The organism is Actinomadura rayongensis, from assembly GCF_009831215.1.
GTDB lineage: Bacteria > Actinomycetota > Actinomycetes > Streptosporangiales > Streptosporangiaceae > Spirillospora > Spirillospora rayongensis.
Window position 1 is genome coordinate 95,580 of the sequence record NZ_WUTW01000007.1, and the last position, 17,534, is coordinate 113,113.

Here is a 17,534-nt window from a genome sequence, read left to right on the forward strand (position 1 = left end):
ACCATGACGACCGCCACCGACCTCCTCGCGCTGGACGCCGCCGCGCAGGACCTGCTGTTCCGCACGGCCCGCACCGCGAACACCTTCACCGACGAACCGGTCACCGACGAGCAGCTCCGCGCCGTCCTGGACCTGGTGAAGTGGGGGCCGACGGCGATGAACGCCCAGCCGCTGCGGATCGTCGCCGTCCGGAGCCCGGAGGCGAAGGAGCGGCTCGTCGCGCAGATGGCCGACGGCAACAAGGCCAAGACGGCCGCCGCGCCGCTGACGCTGATCGTCACCGCCGACGCCGCGTTCCACGAGCACCTGCCCGTCATCTTCCCGATCAAGGAGGGGGCGCGCGACGCACTGGAGGCGAACCCGGGACGTCCGGCGATGGCCCGGTTCAACGCCGCGATCCAGCTCGGCTACCTGATCGTCGGGATCCGCGCGGCGGGCCTCGCGGCGGGGCCGATGGGCGGGTTCGACGCCGAGGGCGTCAAGCGCGAGTTCCTCGCCGACACCGACCAGGACCCGATCGCGGTCGTCAACGTCGGACGGCCCGGACCGGACGCCTGGTACGACCGCCTGCCCCGCCTGGAGCACGACCAGGTCGTCACGACCGTCTGACCCCTTCCCCGCCGCGCCGCCGCGCCCGTGCCCCTGGTCGTGCGGCGGCGCGGCCGTGCCGACCGGAGCCGCATGTCCCCCCGCACCTCGTCCAGCACCGCAGCGTCCGCCCCGCAGTGGACCGTTCCCGGCGCGACGGCCGCCCGCCGCGTCACGCTCGTCCTGATCCTCGGCGCGCTCGCCGCGACCGCGCCGCTGTCCATCGACATGTACCTGCCCGCGCTGCCGCGCCTCACCGAGGACTTCGGGACGGTCGCGTCGCGCGCGCAGCTCACGCTGACCGCCTGCGTCGTCGGGCTCGCCGCCGGGCAGGTCGTCGCCGGGCCGCTCAGCGACCGCCTCGGCCGCCGCCGCCCGCTGCTGTACGGGCTCGCCGGGTACGCGGCGGCGTCGCTGCTGTGCGCGGTCGCGCCGACCGTGGAGACGCTGACCGCCGCGCGGCTCGTGCAGGGCGCGGCGGGCGCGGCGGGGATCGTCATCGGCCGCGCCGTCGTCCGCGACCTGTTCGAGGGGACGGCCGCCGCCCGCTTCTACGCCACGCTGATGATCGTCAGCGGGCTCGCGCCGATTCTCGCGCCGGTGGTCGGCGGGCAGCTCCTGCGCGTCGTCCCGTGGCCCGGCGTGTTCGTGGTGCTCGCCGGGATCGGGATCGCGGTGCTGCTCGGCTCGCTGGCCGGGCTGCCCGAGACGCTGCCGCCCGAGCGCCGGTCGCCGGCGGGCGCCGCCGCGATCGTCCGGACGTTCGCGACGCTGTGCCGCGACCGCGTCTTCGTCGGCCACACGCTGACGCTGGCGCTGGCGTTCGCGGCGATGTTCACCTACATCTCCGGGTCGCCGTTCGTCCTCCAGGACATCTACGGGCTGTCGCCGCAGGAGTTCAGCGTGGTGTTCGGGGTGAACGCGCTCGGGATCGTCGCGGCCGGGCAGATCGGCGGACGGCTCGCCGGGCGCGTCCCGCTCGGCCGGCTGCTCGGGACCGGGCTCGCGCTCGTCGTGACGGGCGGCGCGGCGCTCCTGGCGGCGGTCCTGACGGACGCCGGGACGACCGTGCTCCTGCCCGCATTGTTCCTCGTCGTCGCCGGGCAGGGCCTGGTGCTGCCGAACGCGACGGCGCTGGCGCTCGCGGGCCGCCCCGCGGGCACGGCGGGCAGCGCGTCCGCGCTGATGGGCCTGACGCAGTTCGCCCTCGGCGGCGCCGCCGCGCCGCTGGCGGGCATCGCCGGGACCGGCACGGCCGTCCCGATGGCCGTCACGATCGCCGTCCTGGCCTTCGCCGCGATCCCCGCGGCCCTGCTCGCCCGCTCACGGCGCGACTAGCTCAGACCCTCGATGCGCGCGCGGACGAGCCGCGGGTGGAAGTAGCTGATGCCGACGCGCTGTTCGGCGGTGACGCAGAAGATGCGGTAGCCGTTGCGGCCGTCCTCGTCGGGCTCCTCGAACTCGGCGGGCGCGAACAGGCCGCGCCGCACCATCTCGCCGAACCAGCGCATCAGCTCGAACTCGTCGGCGAAGCGCTCGGAGGAGAAGCCGCGGCGGCCGAGGCTGTAGGCGACCTCGTAGCCGCAGCCGTCCGGCGGGTAGGTCAAATTCGCCCCTCTCCGTGGCAGACGCCGCACTTGCGCGTGCCGTCGTCGCTCCTGCCGCTGCCTCCGCAGAACGGGCACGTCCTCGACGGGGGCGCGCTGTGCTTGCCCATTCCCGGATCCCACCTCGCTCATGCCGCGACCGCAGGATTCTACGGCGCGCCGGCCCCCGGCCGCAGGGCGGCGAGGACGAAACCGGTGACCTCGGCGGCCAGTTCGGCGGCGGTCTTCGGGCCGTCCGCGCGGTACCAGGACGTCATCTGGTTCACCATGCCGAGCGCGACGATCGTGACGGTCTCGGCGGGCGTCGCGGCGGAGAACTCGCCCGTCCGCTGGCCGGACTCCACGAGGTCGCGGAACGTCCGGTGGTAGCGGCGGCGGTCGGCGCGCACCGCGTGCATCCGGGCGGTGTCGAGGCGGTGCATCTCGCGCGCGAACACCTTGGCCTCGTCGATGTGCGCGGCGGTGCTGACGATCAGGTCGGTGAGCACGGTCCGGACGGTCTCGCCCGGCGGCGTCCCGGCGGCGAGCGCGCGGTCCAGGTCGGCGAGCTGGCGGGAGATCAGCGCGTGGTAGATCTCGTAGAGCAGGTCGTCCTTGGAGCCGAAGTAGTGGTAGAGGGCGCCCTTGGTGACGTCCGCCTCGGCCACGATGCCCTGGACGGACGCGCCGTCGAAGCCGTGCGCGGCGAACTGCCGGACGGCCGCGTCGAGGATGCGCCGCTTGACGGTGCTGGGCCCGCGCGCCATCGTCCCTCCCTCCGGTCCAGGCCGCAGAATACCGACCGGTCGGTACGCGGGGACACCCGGAGGACGCCCGTAAGCCGATCTTGCGGCATCCTTACGACATGCCCGTTTCCCTGGGGGGATTCCGGTAATCGGCCGGACCGTGGATCATTCTCGGTACGGGCCGTTCGGTCCGGGCCGGTCGCCGGGCGCGGACGACGGACCGGACGGGACGGGCGAAACACGGGGAGAAGGAGGCGCGCCGGTGAACGAGGCCCCCGGGCGCGAGGGATCGGGACCGGTGACTCTTCTGGTCCTGTTGGTCCTGGTCACGGCCGCGGCCGTGGTGTTCGGGCGTCCGCTGCTCGCCGAGTACGCCAACGGCGGCGAGATGGCCGCGCCGGCGCCCGCCCCGACGAGCACGCGGGCCGGGGACCGGCCGTCCGGACGCAGGCCCGGCGTGATCAACATCGAGGCGGACCAGGGGCTGAGCAGCCTGCGGTCGGCGGGCACCGGGATCCTCATGACGCCGTCGGGCTTCGTGCTGACGAACAACCACGTCATCGCGGGCGCGACGTCCATCACCGCGACCGACACCGACAACCGCCGCGCCTACCGCGCCCGCGTCGTCGGCTACGACCCGGCGAGCGACCTCGCGGTGATCAAGATGGACGACGCGGCCGGGCTGAAGCCCGCCGTGTTCGGCGACTCGACCGACGTGCGCGTCGGCGACCCGGTGACGGCCGTCGGCAACGCGGGCGGCAAGGGCGGCACCCCGGCGGTCGTGACGGGCGTCGTGACGTCGCTGGAGCAGACGATCACCGCCCGCAACCAGGCCGACGGCGGGTCGGAGCGGCTGGCCGGCCTCATCGAGACCGACGCGCCGATCAAGCCGGGCGACTCGGGCGGCCCGCTGCTGGACACCGACGGCAAGGTGATCGGCATCAACACGGCCGCGTCGGCGGGCCCGGACGACGACGGCGCGACGCACAAGCACGCGACGCCGTCCGGCACGGCGAGCGCGACGCCCGAGCACCGGGGCTACGCGATCCCGGCGGCGCACGCGCTGGAGATCGCCCGGCAGATCCGCGCGGGCCGGGCGACCGGGACGATCCACATCGGCAAGACCGCGCTGCTCGGCGTCCAGGTCCGGTCCAACGGCACGGCGTTCGGCGCGCTGGTCGACGCGGTCGTCCCGGGCACCCCGGCGGACGAGGCGGGCGTCAAGGCGGGCGGGGTCGTCGTCGCGCTGGCGGGCCAGCCGGTGGACACGCCGTCGCGGCTGACGGGCCTCATGCTGACGCACCACCCGGGCGACGTGGTGAAACTGGAGTGGACGACCCGCGACGGGCGCCGCCACTCCGCCGACGTCCGCCTGGTGGAGGGGCCGCCGCAGTAACGTCCCCGGCGACGGAAGGACGAGGATGGACGCTCCCGAGGACCACGAGAACCCGCGCGTCGGCCCGCCCAAGGACTGGGCGGCGGGCGTGCCGGGCGTGACGGCCGCGCTGCGGCGCTCCCGCGAGCAGATGGGCGTGCGCCGGTCGGCCCTGACCCTGCTGCGCGTCAACCAGAAGCGGGGCTTCGACTGCCCCGGCTGCGCGTGGCCCGAGGGCGGCGACCGCCATCTCGCCGAGTTCTGCGAGAACGGCGCCAAGGCCGTCGCCGAGGAGGCCACGACCCGCCGCGTCGCCCGCGCGTTCTTCGCCGCGCACGACGTCGACGACCTCGCCGTCCGCTCCGACCACTGGCTCGGGCAGCAGGGACGGCTCACCGAGCCGATGGTGAAGCGCGCCGGTTCGCGGCACTACGAGCCCGTCTCCTGGGACGAGGCGTTCGCGATCGCCGCCGCCGAGCTGAACGCGCTGGACTCCCCCGACGAGGCCGTCTTCTACACGTCCGGGCGGACGAGCAACGAGGCGGCGTTCGCCTACCAGCTGTTCGTCCGCGCCTTCGGGACGAACAACCTCCCCGACTGCAGCAACATGTGCCACGAGTCGTCCGGGGCGGCGCTCACCCAGACGCTCGGCGTCGGGAAGGGCTCGGTGTCGCTGGACGACCTGCACCGCGCCGACCTGCTGTTCGTCGTCGGCCAGAACCCCGGCACCAACCACCCCCGGATGCTGGCCGCGCTGGAGAAGGCGAAGCGGAACGGCGCGCGGATCATCGCCGTCAACCCGCTGCCGGAGGCGGGGCTGCTGCGCTTCAAGAACCCGCAGCGTCCGGGCGGGCTCGCCGGACGCGGCACCGCGCTCGCCGACCGGTTCCTCCAGATCCGGCTGAACGGCGACCTCGCGCTGTTCCAGGCGCTGAACCGGCTGCTGCTGGAGGCGGACGCCGTCGACCGCGCGTTCGTCGCCGAGCACACGCACGGTTTCGCGGCGTTCGAGGAGCACGTCCGGACGCTGGACTGGGCCGACGTGCTCGCCGCGACCGGCCTGACGCGGGACGAGATCGAGGCGACCGCCGGGGACGTCCGCGCCGCCCGCCGGATCGTCGTGTGCTGGGCGATGGGCCTCACGCAGCACCGCAACTCCGTCGCGACGATCCGCGAGGTCGTCAACTTCCTGCTGCTGCGCGGGAACGTCGGCCGTCCCGGCGCGGGCGTGTGCCCGGTGCGCGGCCACTCCAACGTCCAGGGCGACCGGACGATGGGGATCGTCGAGCGGCCCGCGCCCGCGTTCCTGGACGCGCTCGCCGCCGAGTTCGGATTCGCGCCGCCGCGCGCCCACGGGTTCGACACGGTCGGGGCCGTCCGGGCGATGCGGGACGGCTGGGCGCGCGTGTTCGTCGGGATGGGCGGCAACTTCGCCCGCGCGACGCCCGACTCGGCGGTCACCGAGGCCGCGCTGCGCGGCTGCCGGCTGACCGTCCAGGTGTCCACCAAGCTGAACCGGTCCCACGCGGTGACCGGCGAGACCGCGCTGATCCTCCCGGCGCTCGGCCGCACCGAGCGCGACGAGCAGCGGACCGGCCCGCAGTTCGTGTCCGTCGAGGACTCGATGGGCCTGGTCCACGCCTCGCGCGGACGGCTCGCGCCCGCCGGCCCCGACCTGCGCTCGGAGGTCGCGATCGTGTGCGGGCTGGCGCGGGCCACGCTGCCCGGCTCGCCGATCGACTGGGCGGCGATGCGGGACGACTACGACGTCATCCGCGACCACGTGTCCCGGGTCGTTCCGGGCTTCGCCGACTACAACGCGCGCGTCCGCGAACCGGACGGGTTCGCCCTGCCGCACGCGCCGCGCGACGAACGCCGCTTCCCCACCGCGACGGGCAAGGCGAACTTCACGGCGAACCGGCTGGACGTCGTCCGCATCCCGGAGGGGCGGCTGCTGCTCCAGACCCTCCGCAGCCACGACCAGTTCAACACCACGATCTACGGCATGGACGACCGCTACCGGGGCGTGAAGGCCGGACGCCGGGTCGTGTTCGTCCACCCCGGCGACCTGGCCGACCTCGGTGTCGCGGACGGCGCGACCGTCGACCTCGTCTCGGAGTGGACGGACGGCTCCGAGCGCCGCGCCCCCGCGTTCCGCGTCGTCGCGTACCCGACCGCGCGCGGGTGCGCCGCCGCGTACTTCCCGGAGACGAACGTCCTCGTGCCGCTCGACAGCACCGCCGAGACCAGCAACACCCCGACGTCGAAATCGGTGGTCGTACGGCTGGAACCCGTGTCGCACTCTGGGTGATCGGTCGGCGGCGCGTCGTGACGTCCGGGTACGATGGGTGACGACCGGCTCACCCCCGGAGCCCTTCACCCGAGGTGATCGTCACGGTGCTGGCGGAGATGTCGCGGGCCGGGAATCTGCCCGCCGAAATGACGCGGTTCATCGGACGGCAGCGCGAGCTGGGCGAGGCCCGGCAGGTGCTGGCCCGGTCCAGGCTCGTCACGCTGACCGGCGTCGGCGGCGTCGGCAAGACCCGGCTGGCGGTGCGCGTCGCCGCCGACCTGCGCCGTTCGTTCCCCGACGGGGCGTGGCTGGTGGAGCTGTCGGCGCTGCGCGAGCCCGCGCTGCTCGCCCGGACGGTCGCCGACGCGCTGCGGCTGCCCGGCCAGGCGTCCGGCGACCAGACCGACCGGCTCGCCGACCACCTGTCCGACAAGCACCTGCTGCTCGTCCTGGACACCTGCGAACATCTGGTGGACGGCTGCGCGACGCTCACCGAGGTGCTGCTGCGCGCCGCGCCCCGGCTGCGGATCCTCGCGACCAGCCGCGAGCCGCTGGACGTCATGGGCGAGCACACGCTCGTCATCCCGCCGCTGCCCGTCGCCGACCAGGACAGCGCCACCGGCGACGACGCGGTGACGCTGTTCGCCGACCGCGCCGAGGCGATGGTCCCGGGGTTCGCGCTGACGCGGGACAACCACCCGACGGTCGCCCGGCTCTGCCGCCACCTGGACGGCATCCCGCTCGCGATCGAACTGGCCGCCGTCCGGCTGCGGAGCATGTCGGTCGAACAGCTCGTGGACCGCATCGACGACCGGTTCCGGCTGCTCGGCACCCCGCGCGCGGCGGGCGGACGGCACCGGACGCTCCGCGCGACGATCGAGTGGAGCCACGACCTGTGCACCGCGCAGGAGCGGCTGCTGTGGGCGCGGCTGTCGGTGTTCCCCGGCGACTTCGACCTCGCCGCCGCCGAGCGCGTCGGGGCGGGCGGGGCGCTGGCCGCCGACGCGCTGCTGGACGTCCTCGCCCGGCTGGTGGAGAAGTCGATCGTCCTGTGCGAGCGCGACGGCCGCCGCTACCGGATGCTCGACACGCTGCGCGAGTACGGCGCCGAGCGGCTGACCGAGCTGGGCGAGCGCCCGGACGTCCTGCGCCGCCACCGCGACCACTACCTCGCGCTCGCCGAGGAGGCGCGGCGGGACGCGCTCGGCGCCGGGCAGCTCCCCGCGCTCATCCGGCTGCGCGAGGAGAACGCGAACCTGCGGGTGGCGCTGGAGCACTCGCTGTCCACGCCCGGCGACGAGGAGACGGCGCTGCACCTGGCGGCCGTCCTGCAGCACTACTGGCTGTGCCTCGGGAAGTTCGGCGAGGCGCTGAGCTGGCAGGACCGGGTGCTCACGGCGACCGAGGCGCTGCCGCCCGTCCACCGCGAGCGGGCGTGGGTGGCGTTCGGGACGGGCCTCGTCGCCGTCCAGCGCGGCGAGGCCGAGCGCGGCCGGGCGCTGTTCGAGCGCGCCGCCGCCGCCGACGACCCGGTGCTGCGCGCCCACATCCTGCACGGGACGGGCCTGGTCGCGCTGTTCGAGGGCGACCTGGAGGGCGCCAGGACGCGCATCGCGCAGGCGCGCGAGAAGTTCGCGCGGCTCGGCCACGAGGAACCGGCCGCCCTGCTCGCCGGGCCGCACCTGTCGTCGGTGCTGGCGCTGGAGAGCGACTGGGACGCGGCGCTCGCGGTCGCCGAGGAGAGCGTCCGGGCGGGCGAGGCCAGCGGCGAGGTGTGGAACCGGTCGTTCGCGCTGTACGCGCGGGCGGCGGCGCGCTGGTGGACGGGCCGCAAGGACGAGGCCGTGGACGACCTCATGGCCTGCCTCCAGATCAAGGAGGACCTCGGCGACCAGCTCGGCATCACGCTCGCCCTCGACCTGCTGACCCCCGCCACGCTGGTGCGGGGCCGGTACGAGGAGGCGGCGATGCTGCTCGGCGCGACCGAGCGCATGTGGCGCGAGCTGGGCGCGCAGCTCCAGTACGGCCCGCACTACATGGAGCGCCGGGCGCTGTCGGAGAAGGCGCTGCAGCGCCGCCTGCCCGCCGACCGGTTCCAGTCCGCCAAGCGGCGCGGCGGCGAGCTGACGATCACCGAGGCGATCGCGCTGGCGCGCGGCGAGCCGGTGGCCGCGCCCGGCCCGGCGCCCGCACGTGAGACGCTCACCACACGGGAGCGCGAAGTGGCGGCGCTGGTCGCGGAAGGGCTCACCAACCGACAGATCGCGGACCGGCTCGTCCTCGCCAAGCGCACCGTGGACTCACATGTGGAGCACATCCTCTCCAAGCTGGGTTTCACGGCCCGAACGGAGATCGCGGCCTGGACTCCGCCGCCCGATTAAGCTCCGTTTCATGGCGAATATCCCGCAACGTGAGCCGGACGTCCGGGCCTCGGACGCCGACCGCGAACGCTTCGCGCACGTCCTCCGTCAGGCCGCCGGCGACGGCCGCCTGACGCTCGCGGAGACCGAGGAACGGCTCGGCTGGGTGTTCGCGTCGCGGACGATCGGCCAGCTGGAACAGCTCGTCGCCGACCTGGCGCCCGAGGTGTACGCGGGGTCGACCGCCGCGGCGAGCGGGCTGCCGTCGTGGAGTTCCGCGTACGCGGTGATGAGCGGGTGCAAGCGGCGCGGGCCGTGGTCGGCGCCCAAGCGGTTCACCGCGTTCTCGTTCTGGGGGAAGAGCAGCATCGACCTGCGCGAGGCCGTCTTCCCCGCGGGCGAGACCAAGATCACCGCGTTCGCGTTCATGGGCGGCGTGGAGGTCGTCGTGCCGCCGGACCTCAACGTGCAGGTCGAGGGCGTCGGGATGATGGGCGGGTTCGGGCAGGGGGCGTCCGGGCCGGGCGCGGCCGGGTCGCCGCTCGTCATCGTGACCGGGCTCGCGATGTGGGGCAGCGTGTCGGTGAAGCGGCGGGAGCGGCGCGCGGACCGGCGGGCGCGCCGGTCCGGGCGGCGCTCACGGCGCTGACGCGGGCGGACGGCGGCCGGCCCACGGGCGGGCCGCCTCGAACGCGCGGCACGCGGCGAGGACGCGGGCGTCGGCGTGCCGGGGGCCGACGATCTGGAGCCCGGCCGGGAGCCCTTCGGCCGTGAACCCGCACGGGACGCTCGCGGCGGGCTGCTGGGTCATGTTGAACGGATAGGTGAAGGGCGTCCAGGACGTCCAGCGCTCCCCCGGCCGCCCGTCCGGCGTCTCCCGGCCCGCCGGGAACGCGGTGACCGGCAGCGTCGGGAACGCGGTGACCGGCAGCGTCGGGGTGAGCAGCAGGTCGTAGCGCTCGTGGAACTCGCCCATGCGGCGGCCGAGGTCCATCCGGACGGCGGTGGCGTCCAGGTACTCGGCGGCGGTCACGGTCGCGCCCTGGTCGCAGGTCTCGCGCAGGCCGGGGTCCAGGTCCGCCCACTGCGCCGGGGTCAGGTGCTCGACGACCTTGGCGGCCCCGGCGGACCACAGCGTCCAGAAGGCGGCGACGGGGTCGGCGAAGCCCGGGTCGGCGTGCTCCACGTTCGCGCCGAGCGCGGCGAACGTCTCGGCGGCGGACGCGACGAGCGCCGCCACCTCCGGATCGACGCGGGCGTGGCCGAGGTCGGGGCTGAACGCGATCCGCAGGCCCGTGACGTCCGGGACGGTCGCGGCGAACGGCGCGTCCGGCGGCGGCAGCGCGGACCAGTCGCGCGGGTCGGGCGCGGTGATGACGTCGAGCAGGAGCACGGCGTCCTCGACCGTCCGGGTCATCGGGCCTGCGTGCGCGAGCGTCCCGAACGGGCTCGCCGGGTAGTGCGGCACCCGTCCGTACGTCGGCTTCAGCGTGAACGTGCCGGTGAACGCGGCCGGGATGCGCACCGATCCGCCGCCGTCGGTGCCGAGCGCGAGCGGCGCCAGGCCCGCCGCGACGGCCGCCGCCGCGCCGCCGCTGGACCCGCCGGGCGTCAGCGACGGGTCCCACGGGTTGCGGGTGACGCCGGTCAGCGGGCCGTCGGTGACGCCCTTCCACGCGAACTCCGGCGTCGTCGTCTTCCCGACGGCGACGGCGCCCGCCGCGCGCAGCCGGGCCACGGCGGGCGCGTCCTCGCGCCACGGCCCGGCGGGGTCGACCGCGCGGCTGCCGCGCAGCGTGGGCCGCCCGGCGGTGAGGAAGACGTCCTTGATCGAGACCGGGACGCCGTCGAGGGGCAGCGGCCGGCCGCGCGCCCACCGGTCCGCCGACGCGCGGGCGGCGGTCAGCGCCTCGTCGGCGGTGACCAGGCAGAACGCGTTGAGCACCGGGTTCTCGCGCTCGATCCGGCGCAGGACGGCGTCGACCGCGTCGACCGGCGACAGCGTCCGCTCCCGGTAGGCGGCGAGGAGTTCGGCGGCGGACAGGTCGGCCGGGTCGGTCATGTCGCTCCCTCGCGGACGTGCTCGCGGACGTAGCCGAGCCGCTGGTCCACGACGTTGCGCAGCGGGCGGCCGGTGAGGCGGCGGTCGAGGTTGTCGGCGAACAGCGCGACCAGCTCGTCCCGCCAGCCCGCCGCGTCGCCGGACATGTGCGGCGAGACGATCACGTTCGGCAGCGTCCACAGCGGCGCGTCCGGCGGCAGCGGCTCGGCGGCGAACACGTCCAGCGCGGCCCCGGCGATCGTGCCCGCGCGCAGCGCCGCGACGAGGGCGTTCTCGTCGACGAGCGCGCCCCGGCCGACGTTGATCAGCCGCGCGGACGGCCGCATCCGGGCGAGCGCGGCGGCGTCGATCATGCCGCGCGTGGCGGGGGTGAGCGGCGCGGCGAGGACGACGTAGTCGGCGGCGGCGAGGCCGTCGTGCAGTTCGTCCGGGGCGAGGACGGTCCCGAAGTCGGGGTCGCCGGTGCGCGCCGCGCGGCCCGCGCCGGTGACGGCGAGGCCCGCCGCGCGCAGCAGCCGGGCGACGGCGCGGCCGATCGGGCCGGTGCCGACGACGAGCGCGGACCGTCCGGCGATCCGCTCGGTCTCGCGGTGCCGCCAGACGCGCGCCTCTTGGTGGCGGAGCGTGCCGGGCAGGTCCTTCGCGAACGCCAGGACGAGCCCGAGCACGTACTCGGCGATCGGCCCGTCGAACACGCCCCGCGAGTTGGTGACGACCGCGCGGTCGGCGAGCGCGGGGAACAGCAGCCGGTCGACCCCGGCGCTCGCGATGTGGACCCAGCCGGGGCCGCCGGTCGCGGGCCAGGCGGCGGGGACGGCGTCGGACAGGAAGTCCCAGACGAACAGGACGTCGGAGTCCGGGAGCGCGGCGGCGAGGCCCGCCGCGTCCACATAGCGCAGGTCGGCGCGGCGGTCGAGCGCGTCCGTGCCGGGCGGCCGGTCGTCGGCGCACAGGACGGTCACGCGCATCGGCGTCTCCCTTCCCTGCCAGGGCCGGCGAGTGTTGACGCGCCTTTAACACGGGGGCATTGACACGCTAGGAACGGCTCGTAGGATTGTCAACAATCGAACGCGATCAGGCTGCAAGACCGTTCCGTCACCGGTCCCGCCCGGTGCGGGCAGGCGGATCCCAAGGCGCTGAGCGTCCTGTCGGGTGCGCGACGCCCGTCGCCGCCCCGCACCGGTTCCCGGGGAGGTCCGGCTTGCCGAGGTTCATCACGATCACGTTGGAGCGCCGGGGCGTCTCCTGCACCGCCGAACTGCTCGACAAGGACGCGCCGCGCACCTGCGCGGCCGTCTGGGACGCGCTCCCCCAGGGCGGCGACGTCTACCACGCCAAGTACGCCCGCAACGAGGTCTACACGATGGTGGAGCGGTTCGCGCCGCAGGAGGTCGGGCTGGAGAACCCGACCGTCACCCCCATCCCGGGCGACGTCGTCTACTTCTCCTTCCCCGGAGGCATGCTCGACCGCGCCTTCAAGGAAGAGAAGAGCATCGACCACCTGCCCGGCGTCATCGACCTCGCGCTGTTCTACGGGCGCAACAACCTGCTGCTCAACGGCGACGTCGGCTGGGTGCCCGGCAACGTCTACGCGACCGTCGTGGACGGCCTGGCGCGCATGGCCGAGGCGTGCAACGACGTGTGGCGCTCGGGCGCGGTCGGCGAGCGGCTCGTCTACCGCCGGCACGAGAGCTGACCGGCGATGGCGTTCGACCCGGCCGCGGTGGTGCGGCCCGCCCTGCTCGCCCAGCACGGCGTCGGCGTCGTCGCGCCGTTCGACTTCGCGCTGGACCGCGAGCTGTGGCGCTGGACGCCCGACGACGTGTCGCTGTTCGTCACGCGGCTCCCCTACGTCCCGGTCCCGGTGACGGTCGAGATGGCCGCCGCGCTGTCGGACCACGCGGTCGTCGGCCGCGCCACCCGCGACGTCCTCGCCCCCGAACCGCTCGGCGTGGTGTTCGCGTGCGCGTCCGGCAGCTTCGTCCACGGCGCGGCCGGGGAACGGGCGCTGGTCCGGGCGATGGAGGACGCGGGCGCGCCCGCCGCCACCACGACGTCCGGCGCGCTCGTGGACGCGCTCGCGCTGCTCGGCGTGCGGCGGCTCGCCGTCGTGACGCCCTACATCGACGCGGTGACGCAGCGGCTGCTGACGTTCCTCGCCGAGCACGGCGTCGGCGTCGTCGCGTCGGTGGGGCTCGGGCTGCTGAGCCATATCTGGAAGGTCGGTTATGAGGAAGTCGTGCGGGCCGTGAGCGCGGTGGATCGTCCGGAGGCCGATGCGGTGTTCATCTCCTGTACGAACGTCCCGACCTACGACATCATCGCGCCGCTGGAACGGATGATCGGCAAGCCGGTCCTCACCGCCAACCAGGTGACGATGAGCATGGCGCTGCGCCGGATGGGGTGGCGCGCGGCGGGCGACGACCAGTGGCTCGTCCGGCACCCCGACGCGACGGCGGCCTGAGCATGGGACGCAGCATCGGCTTCCTCTACCCCGGGTTCAGCGCCGAGGACGACTACCCCGTGCTGGAAGGGCTGCTCGGCGACGTCGCGCTGCGGGTCGTCCACACCGAGATGCGCGAGGACGCCCACCGCGTCGACGCCCTGCTGGACATCGGCGGCTCCGGCGTCCTCGCCGCGGGCGCCCGCGCGCTGCGCGACCTCGGCGTGGACGCGGCGGTGTGGGCCTGCACGAGCGGCAGCTTCGTGTTCGGCTGGGACGGCGCCGCCGCGCAGGCCGCCGGGGTCGGGCGGACGGCGGGCGTTCCTGCGTCCAGCACGTCGTTCGCGTTCGTCCACGCGGCGCGGCGGCTCGGGCTGGCGCGCGTGGCGGTCGCGGCGACCTACCCCGCCGACGTCGCCGGACATTTCCGGGCCTTCCTGGAGCACGCGGGGCTGGAGGTCGTCGCGCTGGCGAGCCGGGGCATCGTCACGGCCGCCGAGGTCGGCACGCTCGGCCGCGCCGACGTGCTGGACTTCGTCGCGGCGCACGACCGGCCGGACGCCGACGCGGTGCTCGTCCCCGACACCGCGCTGCACACCGCGGCCTGGCTGGACGACCTGGAGGCCCGCGTCGGCAAGCCCGTCCTGACCGCGAACCAGGTCAGCGTGTGGGAGGGTCTGCGACTGACCGGCGGCGACCGGCCCCGTACCGGGCTGGGCCGTCTTTTCGCCGCCGGATGAAGGAAGGGACTCCGATGCGCCGACCGGGCGAGCTGGAACCGGTTCCCCGCCGATCGACGGTCGAGATCGTCGCGGCCGAGCTGCGTTCGGCGATCATGTACGGGGCGCTGCCGCCCGGCTCCCAGCTCGGCGAGGCCGAGCTGGCGACCCGGCTCGGGATCAGCCGGGGGCCGCTGCGCGAGGCGATGCAGCGGCTCGTCCAGGAGGGGCTGCTGCACAGCGAGCCGCACCGCGGGCTGTTCGTGATCACGCTGGACCACGCGGACGTCGAGGACGTCTACCTGTCCCGGCTCGCGATCGAGCGCGCGGCGTGCGTCCTCGTCATGGCGCGCAACCGGGGCGAGGCGGTCGCGCGGCTGACCGAGGCGCTGGACCGGCTCGTCGCGGCGGCCCGCGAGCGCGACCGGGTGGCGATGAGCGACGCCGACCAGGCGTTCCACGCGGTGCTGGTGAGCGCGTCGGGCAGTCCCCGGCTGGAGCGGATGGCGCAGACGCTGCTGGTCGAGACGCGGATGTGCCTGAACGAGCTGCAGGACACCTATCCCGAGCCGGACGAGCTGGTCCAGGAGCACCGCCGGATCGTCGACGCCATCGCCGACGGCGCCGAGGAGCGGCTGCTGCGGCTGATCGAGGAGCACATGACCGGGTCGATCGAGCGGCTGCGTCCGTCCGCCCGGCCCCTGGACAGCGACCCGGCTTCGTGATGCCATGAGCACCGTAGATTGTCAACAATTCCGGGGAGAGGTTCGATGGCGCAGCTGTCACCGGTGCTCAGGCAGGCGACGCCCGTGCTGGCCGAACGCGGCGAAGGGGTCCATCTCTACGACGCCGACGGGCGGCGGTATCTGGACTTCACCGCGGGCATCGGCGTCACGAGCACCGGCCACTGCCATCCCCGGGTGGTCGCGGCGGCGCGCGAGCAGGTCGGCACGCTGATCCACGGGCAGTACACGACCGTCCTGCACCCGGGCCTGCTGCGGCTCACCGAACGGCTCGGCGACGTCCTGCCCTCCGGCCTGGACTCGGTGTTCTACCTCAACAGCGGCAGCGAGGCCGTCGAGGCGGCGGTGCGGCTGGCGCGGCACGCGACCGGACGGCAGAACCTCGTCGCGTTCCAGGGCTCGTTCCACGGCCGGACGATGGGCGCCGCCGCGCTGACCACGGCCGGCACCAAGTTCCGCGCGGGCATCGGGCCGCTGATGCCGGGCGTCGCGGTCGCGCCGTTCCCGCAGGCGTACCGGTACGGGTGGGACGAGGACGAGGCCGTCCGGTTCGCGCTGCGCGAGCTGGACCACCTGCTCGCGACGGCGTGCGCGCCCGCCGACACCGCCGCGTTCATCGTGGAGCCGGTGCTCGGCGAGGGCGGCTACATTCCCGCGCCGCCCGCGTTCCTCGCGGGGCTGCGCGAGCGCGCGGACCGGCACGGCGCGCTGCTCATCGTGGACGAGGTGCAGACCGGCATCGGCCGCACCGGACGGTTCTGGGGCCACGACCACGCCGACATCCGGCCGGACGTGCTCATCACCGCCAAGGGCCTGGCCAGCGGGTTCCCCCTGTCGGCGATCGCGGCGCCCGCCGCGCTGATGGAACGGGCCTGGCCGGGATCGCAGGGCGGCACCTACGGCGGCAACGCGGTGGCGTGCGCCGCCGCGCTCGCGACGCTGGACGTCGTCCGCGACGAGGACCTGGTCGGGAACGCGGCCGTCCAGGGCGCCCGGCTGCGGGCGGGGCTGCGCGCGATCGCCGCCGACCACCCGGCGATCGGGGACGTGCGGGGCCTCGGGCTGATGCAGGCGTGCGAGTTCACGACGCCGTCCGGCGAACCGGACGCGGCGACGGCCGCGCGGGCGCAGGCCGCCGCCGCCGAGCGCGGGCTGCTGCTGCTGACGTGCGGCGGGTACGGGAACGTCGTCCGGATGATCCCCCCGCTGGTCGTGACGGGCGAGCAGGTGGACGAGGGCCTGGCGCTGTTCGCCAAGGCGGTCGCGGACGCGGGATGAGCCCGGGGATGACCGGGCGGCCACCTCTTTGTTAGATTCCGAATCTCGTTCTACCGAGTCGGAGGCCGCCCGTGAGTCCCTGGAACACCCCCGAACGCCGCGCCCTGCGCGCCCTCGTCCGCGACTTCACGACCCGTGAGATCGTCCCGCACCTGGACGCCTGGGAGCGCGCCGGGGAACTCCCCCGCGACCTGCACCGCCGCGCGGCGGCGGCCGGCCTGCTCGGCGCGGGCTTCCCCGAGGACGCGGGCGGCCAGGGCGGCGACCCGATCGACGCGCTGCTCGTCGCCGAGGAGATCATCCAGTCCGGCGGGTCCGGGGGCGTCGTCGCGTCGCTGTTCACGCACGGGATCGCGCTGCCGCACCTGATCGCGTCCGGCGACAAGGACCTCATCGACAGGTTCGCCCGGCCCGTGCTGGCCGGCGAGATGATCGGATCGCTCGGCATCACCGAGCCGGACGCCGGCTCGGACGTCGCCGGCCTGCGGACCACGGCCGTCCGCGACGGCGACTCCTACGTGGTGAACGGCGCGAAGATCTTCATCACGTCCGGAGTCCGGGCCGACTTCGTGACCACGGCCGTCCGCACCGGCGGCCCCGGCTACGGCGGCGTGTCCCTGCTCGTCATCGAGAAGGGAACACCGGGCTTCACGGTGTCCAGGGCGCTCGACAAGATGGGCTGGCTCTGCTCGGACACGGCCGAGCTGTCCTTCTCCGACGTCCGCGTACCCGCGACGAACCTAGTAGGCGCCGAGAACACCGGCTTCCTGCAAATCGTGCAGAACTTCGTGGCCGAACGCCTGTCCCTGGCAGTCCAGGCCTACGCGACCGCACAACGCTGCCTGGACCTGACGCTCGCCTACGTCCGCGAACGCGAAACCTTCGGCCGCCCCCTCTCGTCCCGCCAACTCGTCCGCCACAAAATCGCCGAAATGGCCCGCCAGGTGGACGTAGCCCGCGTCTACACCCGCACCATCGCCGAACGCTACGTAGCCGGCGAGGACGTCCTGACCGAAACCGCCTACGCCAAAAACACCGCCGTCTACATCTGCGAGCAGGTCGTCCACGAGGCCGTCCAACTCCACGGCGGCATGGGCTACATGCGCGAGTCCGAGGTGGAACGCCACTACCGCGACGCCCGCATCCTCGGCATAGGCGGCGGCACCAACGAGATCATGAACGAGATCATCGCCAAACAACTCGGCCTCTAGCCCCGACCGGGCGGCGCGGCGATGCAGGCGGCCCGGATGGGTCGGCCGCCGGGGCCACTATCGGCCACAAAGCGATGAAAAACGTCCAACCATCTTGGCGCGGTTCACACTTCACCGCCACCTGGTTACG

At 74.4% G+C, this 17,534-nt stretch carries 16 protein-coding genes; 12 read left to right on the forward strand and 4 right to left on the reverse strand.

The window, feature by feature from the left end; translation table 11 throughout:
* Positions 1-3 precede the first annotated feature (3 nt).
* Together GQ466_RS25465 and GQ466_RS25470 are read left to right on the forward strand one after the other, a co-directional pair.
* Positions 4-609: a malonic semialdehyde reductase gene (locus tag GQ466_RS25465; protein WP_161105567.1), complete on the forward strand. Its 606-nt coding sequence runs from the start codon at positions 4-6 to the stop codon at positions 607-609.
* Between the two features lie 72 nt (positions 610-681).
* A complete protein-coding gene (locus tag GQ466_RS25470) occupies positions 682-1,926 on the forward strand; it encodes a multidrug effflux MFS transporter (RefSeq protein ID WP_161105568.1) in 1,245 nt (414 codons plus the stop codon).
* Here the strand turns inward: GQ466_RS25470 and GQ466_RS25475 are convergent.
* A complete protein-coding gene (locus GQ466_RS25475) occupies positions 1,923-2,195 on the reverse strand; it encodes a hypothetical protein (RefSeq protein ID WP_161105569.1) in 273 nt (90 codons plus the stop codon). The two genes, GQ466_RS25470 and GQ466_RS25475, sit on opposite strands and share 4 nt — an antisense overlap.
* A 149-nt stretch (positions 2,196-2,344) precedes the next feature.
* Positions 2,345-2,941, reverse strand: coding sequence for a TetR/AcrR family transcriptional regulator (locus GQ466_RS25480; protein WP_161105570.1), 597 nt, complete (start codon positions 2,939-2,941; stop codon positions 2,345-2,347).
* A 277-nt stretch (positions 2,942-3,218) separates the two neighbouring features.
* Here GQ466_RS25480 and GQ466_RS25485 point away from each other — a divergent pair, with 277 nt between their 5' ends.
* The 4 genes from GQ466_RS25485 (at position 3,219) to GQ466_RS25500 (ending at position 9,597) form a co-directional block, all read left to right on the forward strand.
* Positions 3,219-4,316 (forward strand): S1C family serine protease, encoded by a 1,098-nt coding sequence (locus GQ466_RS25485; protein ID WP_337193626.1) that lies wholly within the window; start codon positions 3,219-3,221, stop codon positions 4,314-4,316.
* A gap of 25 nt (positions 4,317-4,341) precedes the next feature.
* Positions 4,342-6,606 carry an FdhF/YdeP family oxidoreductase gene (locus GQ466_RS25490; protein WP_161105572.1) on the forward strand — a complete coding sequence of 755 codons (2,265 nt, stop codon included), beginning with the start codon at positions 4,342-4,344 and terminating at the stop codon, positions 6,604-6,606.
* Between the two features lie 74 nt (positions 6,607-6,680).
* On the forward strand, positions 6,681-8,969 hold the full coding sequence (locus GQ466_RS25495; protein WP_161105573.1) for a LuxR C-terminal-related transcriptional regulator: 2,289 nt from the start codon (positions 6,681-6,683) through the stop codon (positions 8,967-8,969).
* A gap of 10 nt (positions 8,970-8,979) precedes the next feature.
* Positions 8,980-9,597 (forward strand): DUF1707 SHOCT-like domain-containing protein, encoded by a 618-nt coding sequence (locus GQ466_RS25500; RefSeq protein WP_161105574.1) that lies wholly within the window; start codon positions 8,980-8,982, stop codon positions 9,595-9,597.
* Here the strand turns inward: GQ466_RS25500 and GQ466_RS25505 are convergent.
* Together GQ466_RS25505 and GQ466_RS25510 are read right to left on the reverse strand one after the other, a co-directional pair.
* The gene (locus GQ466_RS25505; protein WP_161105575.1) at positions 9,586-11,010 is read right to left on the reverse strand and encodes an amidase; all 1,425 of its coding nucleotides are present in this window, start codon (positions 11,008-11,010) and stop codon (positions 9,586-9,588) included. The genes GQ466_RS25500 and GQ466_RS25505 overlap by 12 nt on opposite strands.
* Entirely contained in the window at positions 11,007-11,978 is a 972-nt protein-coding gene (locus GQ466_RS25510; protein ID WP_161105576.1) for a D-2-hydroxyacid dehydrogenase, read from the reverse strand. Before GQ466_RS25510 ends, GQ466_RS25505 begins: the two co-directional genes overlap by 4 nt.
* Positions 11,979-12,223: 245 nt before the next feature.
* On the opposite strand from GQ466_RS25510, the gene GQ466_RS25515 reads away from it, so the two are divergent.
* The 6 genes from GQ466_RS25515 (at position 12,224) to GQ466_RS25540 (ending at position 17,404) form a co-directional block, all read left to right on the forward strand.
* A complete protein-coding gene (locus GQ466_RS25515; RefSeq protein WP_337193639.1) occupies positions 12,224-12,706 on the forward strand; it encodes a DUF3830 family protein in 483 nt (160 codons plus the stop codon).
* A gap of 6 nt (positions 12,707-12,712) precedes the next feature.
* Positions 12,713-13,474 (forward strand): maleate cis-trans isomerase family protein, encoded by a 762-nt coding sequence (locus GQ466_RS25520; protein WP_161105578.1) that lies wholly within the window; start codon positions 12,713-12,715, stop codon positions 13,472-13,474.
* Between the two features lie 2 nt (positions 13,475-13,476).
* Complete coding sequence (locus GQ466_RS25525; protein ID WP_161105579.1) at positions 13,477-14,193, forward strand: maleate cis-trans isomerase family protein; 717 nt, start codon at positions 13,477-13,479, stop codon at positions 14,191-14,193.
* 14 nt (positions 14,194-14,207) lie between these two features.
* Positions 14,208-14,897 (forward strand): GntR family transcriptional regulator, encoded by a 690-nt coding sequence (locus GQ466_RS25530; protein ID WP_161105580.1) that lies wholly within the window; start codon positions 14,208-14,210, stop codon positions 14,895-14,897.
* 45 nt (positions 14,898-14,942) lie between these two features.
* Positions 14,943-16,193, forward strand: a complete 1,251-nt coding sequence (locus tag GQ466_RS25535) for an aspartate aminotransferase family protein (RefSeq protein WP_161105581.1) — start codon at positions 14,943-14,945, stop codon at positions 16,191-16,193.
* Between the two features lie 71 nt (positions 16,194-16,264).
* On the forward strand, positions 16,265-17,404 hold the full coding sequence (locus tag GQ466_RS25540) for an acyl-CoA dehydrogenase family protein (RefSeq protein WP_161105582.1): 1,140 nt from the start codon (positions 16,265-16,267) through the stop codon (positions 17,402-17,404).
* Positions 17,405-17,534: the final 130 nt, after the last annotated feature.

Excerpts from the sequence above, each read along its gene's own strand:
- GQ466_RS25465 (WP_161105567.1), top strand. The coding sequence starts at position 4 with ATGACGACCGCCACCGACCTCCTCGCGCTGGACGCCGCCGCGCAGGAC.
- GQ466_RS25470 (WP_161105568.1), top strand. The coding sequence starts at position 682 with ATGTCCCCCCGCACCTCGTCCAGCACCGCAGCGTCCGCCCCGCAGTGG.
- GQ466_RS25480 (WP_161105570.1), bottom strand. The coding sequence starts at position 2,941 with ATGGCGCGCGGGCCCAGCACCGTCAAGCGGCGCATCCTCGACGCGGCC.
- GQ466_RS25490 (WP_161105572.1), top strand. The coding sequence starts at position 4,342 with ATGGACGCTCCCGAGGACCACGAGAACCCGCGCGTCGGCCCGCCCAAG.
- GQ466_RS25500 (WP_161105574.1), top strand. The coding sequence starts at position 8,980 with ATGGCGAATATCCCGCAACGTGAGCCGGACGTCCGGGCCTCGGACGCC.
- GQ466_RS25505 (WP_161105575.1), bottom strand. The coding sequence starts at position 11,010 with ATGACCGACCCGGCCGACCTGTCCGCCGCCGAACTCCTCGCCGCCTAC.
- GQ466_RS25510 (WP_161105576.1), bottom strand. The coding sequence starts at position 11,978 with ATGCGCGTGACCGTCCTGTGCGCCGACGACCGGCCGCCCGGCACGGAC.
- GQ466_RS25520 (WP_161105578.1), top strand. The coding sequence starts at position 12,713 with ATGGCGTTCGACCCGGCCGCGGTGGTGCGGCCCGCCCTGCTCGCCCAG.
- GQ466_RS25525 (WP_161105579.1), top strand. The coding sequence starts at position 13,477 with ATGGGACGCAGCATCGGCTTCCTCTACCCCGGGTTCAGCGCCGAGGAC.
- GQ466_RS25530 (WP_161105580.1), top strand. The coding sequence starts at position 14,208 with ATGCGCCGACCGGGCGAGCTGGAACCGGTTCCCCGCCGATCGACGGTC.
- GQ466_RS25535 (WP_161105581.1), top strand. The coding sequence starts at position 14,943 with ATGGCGCAGCTGTCACCGGTGCTCAGGCAGGCGACGCCCGTGCTGGCC.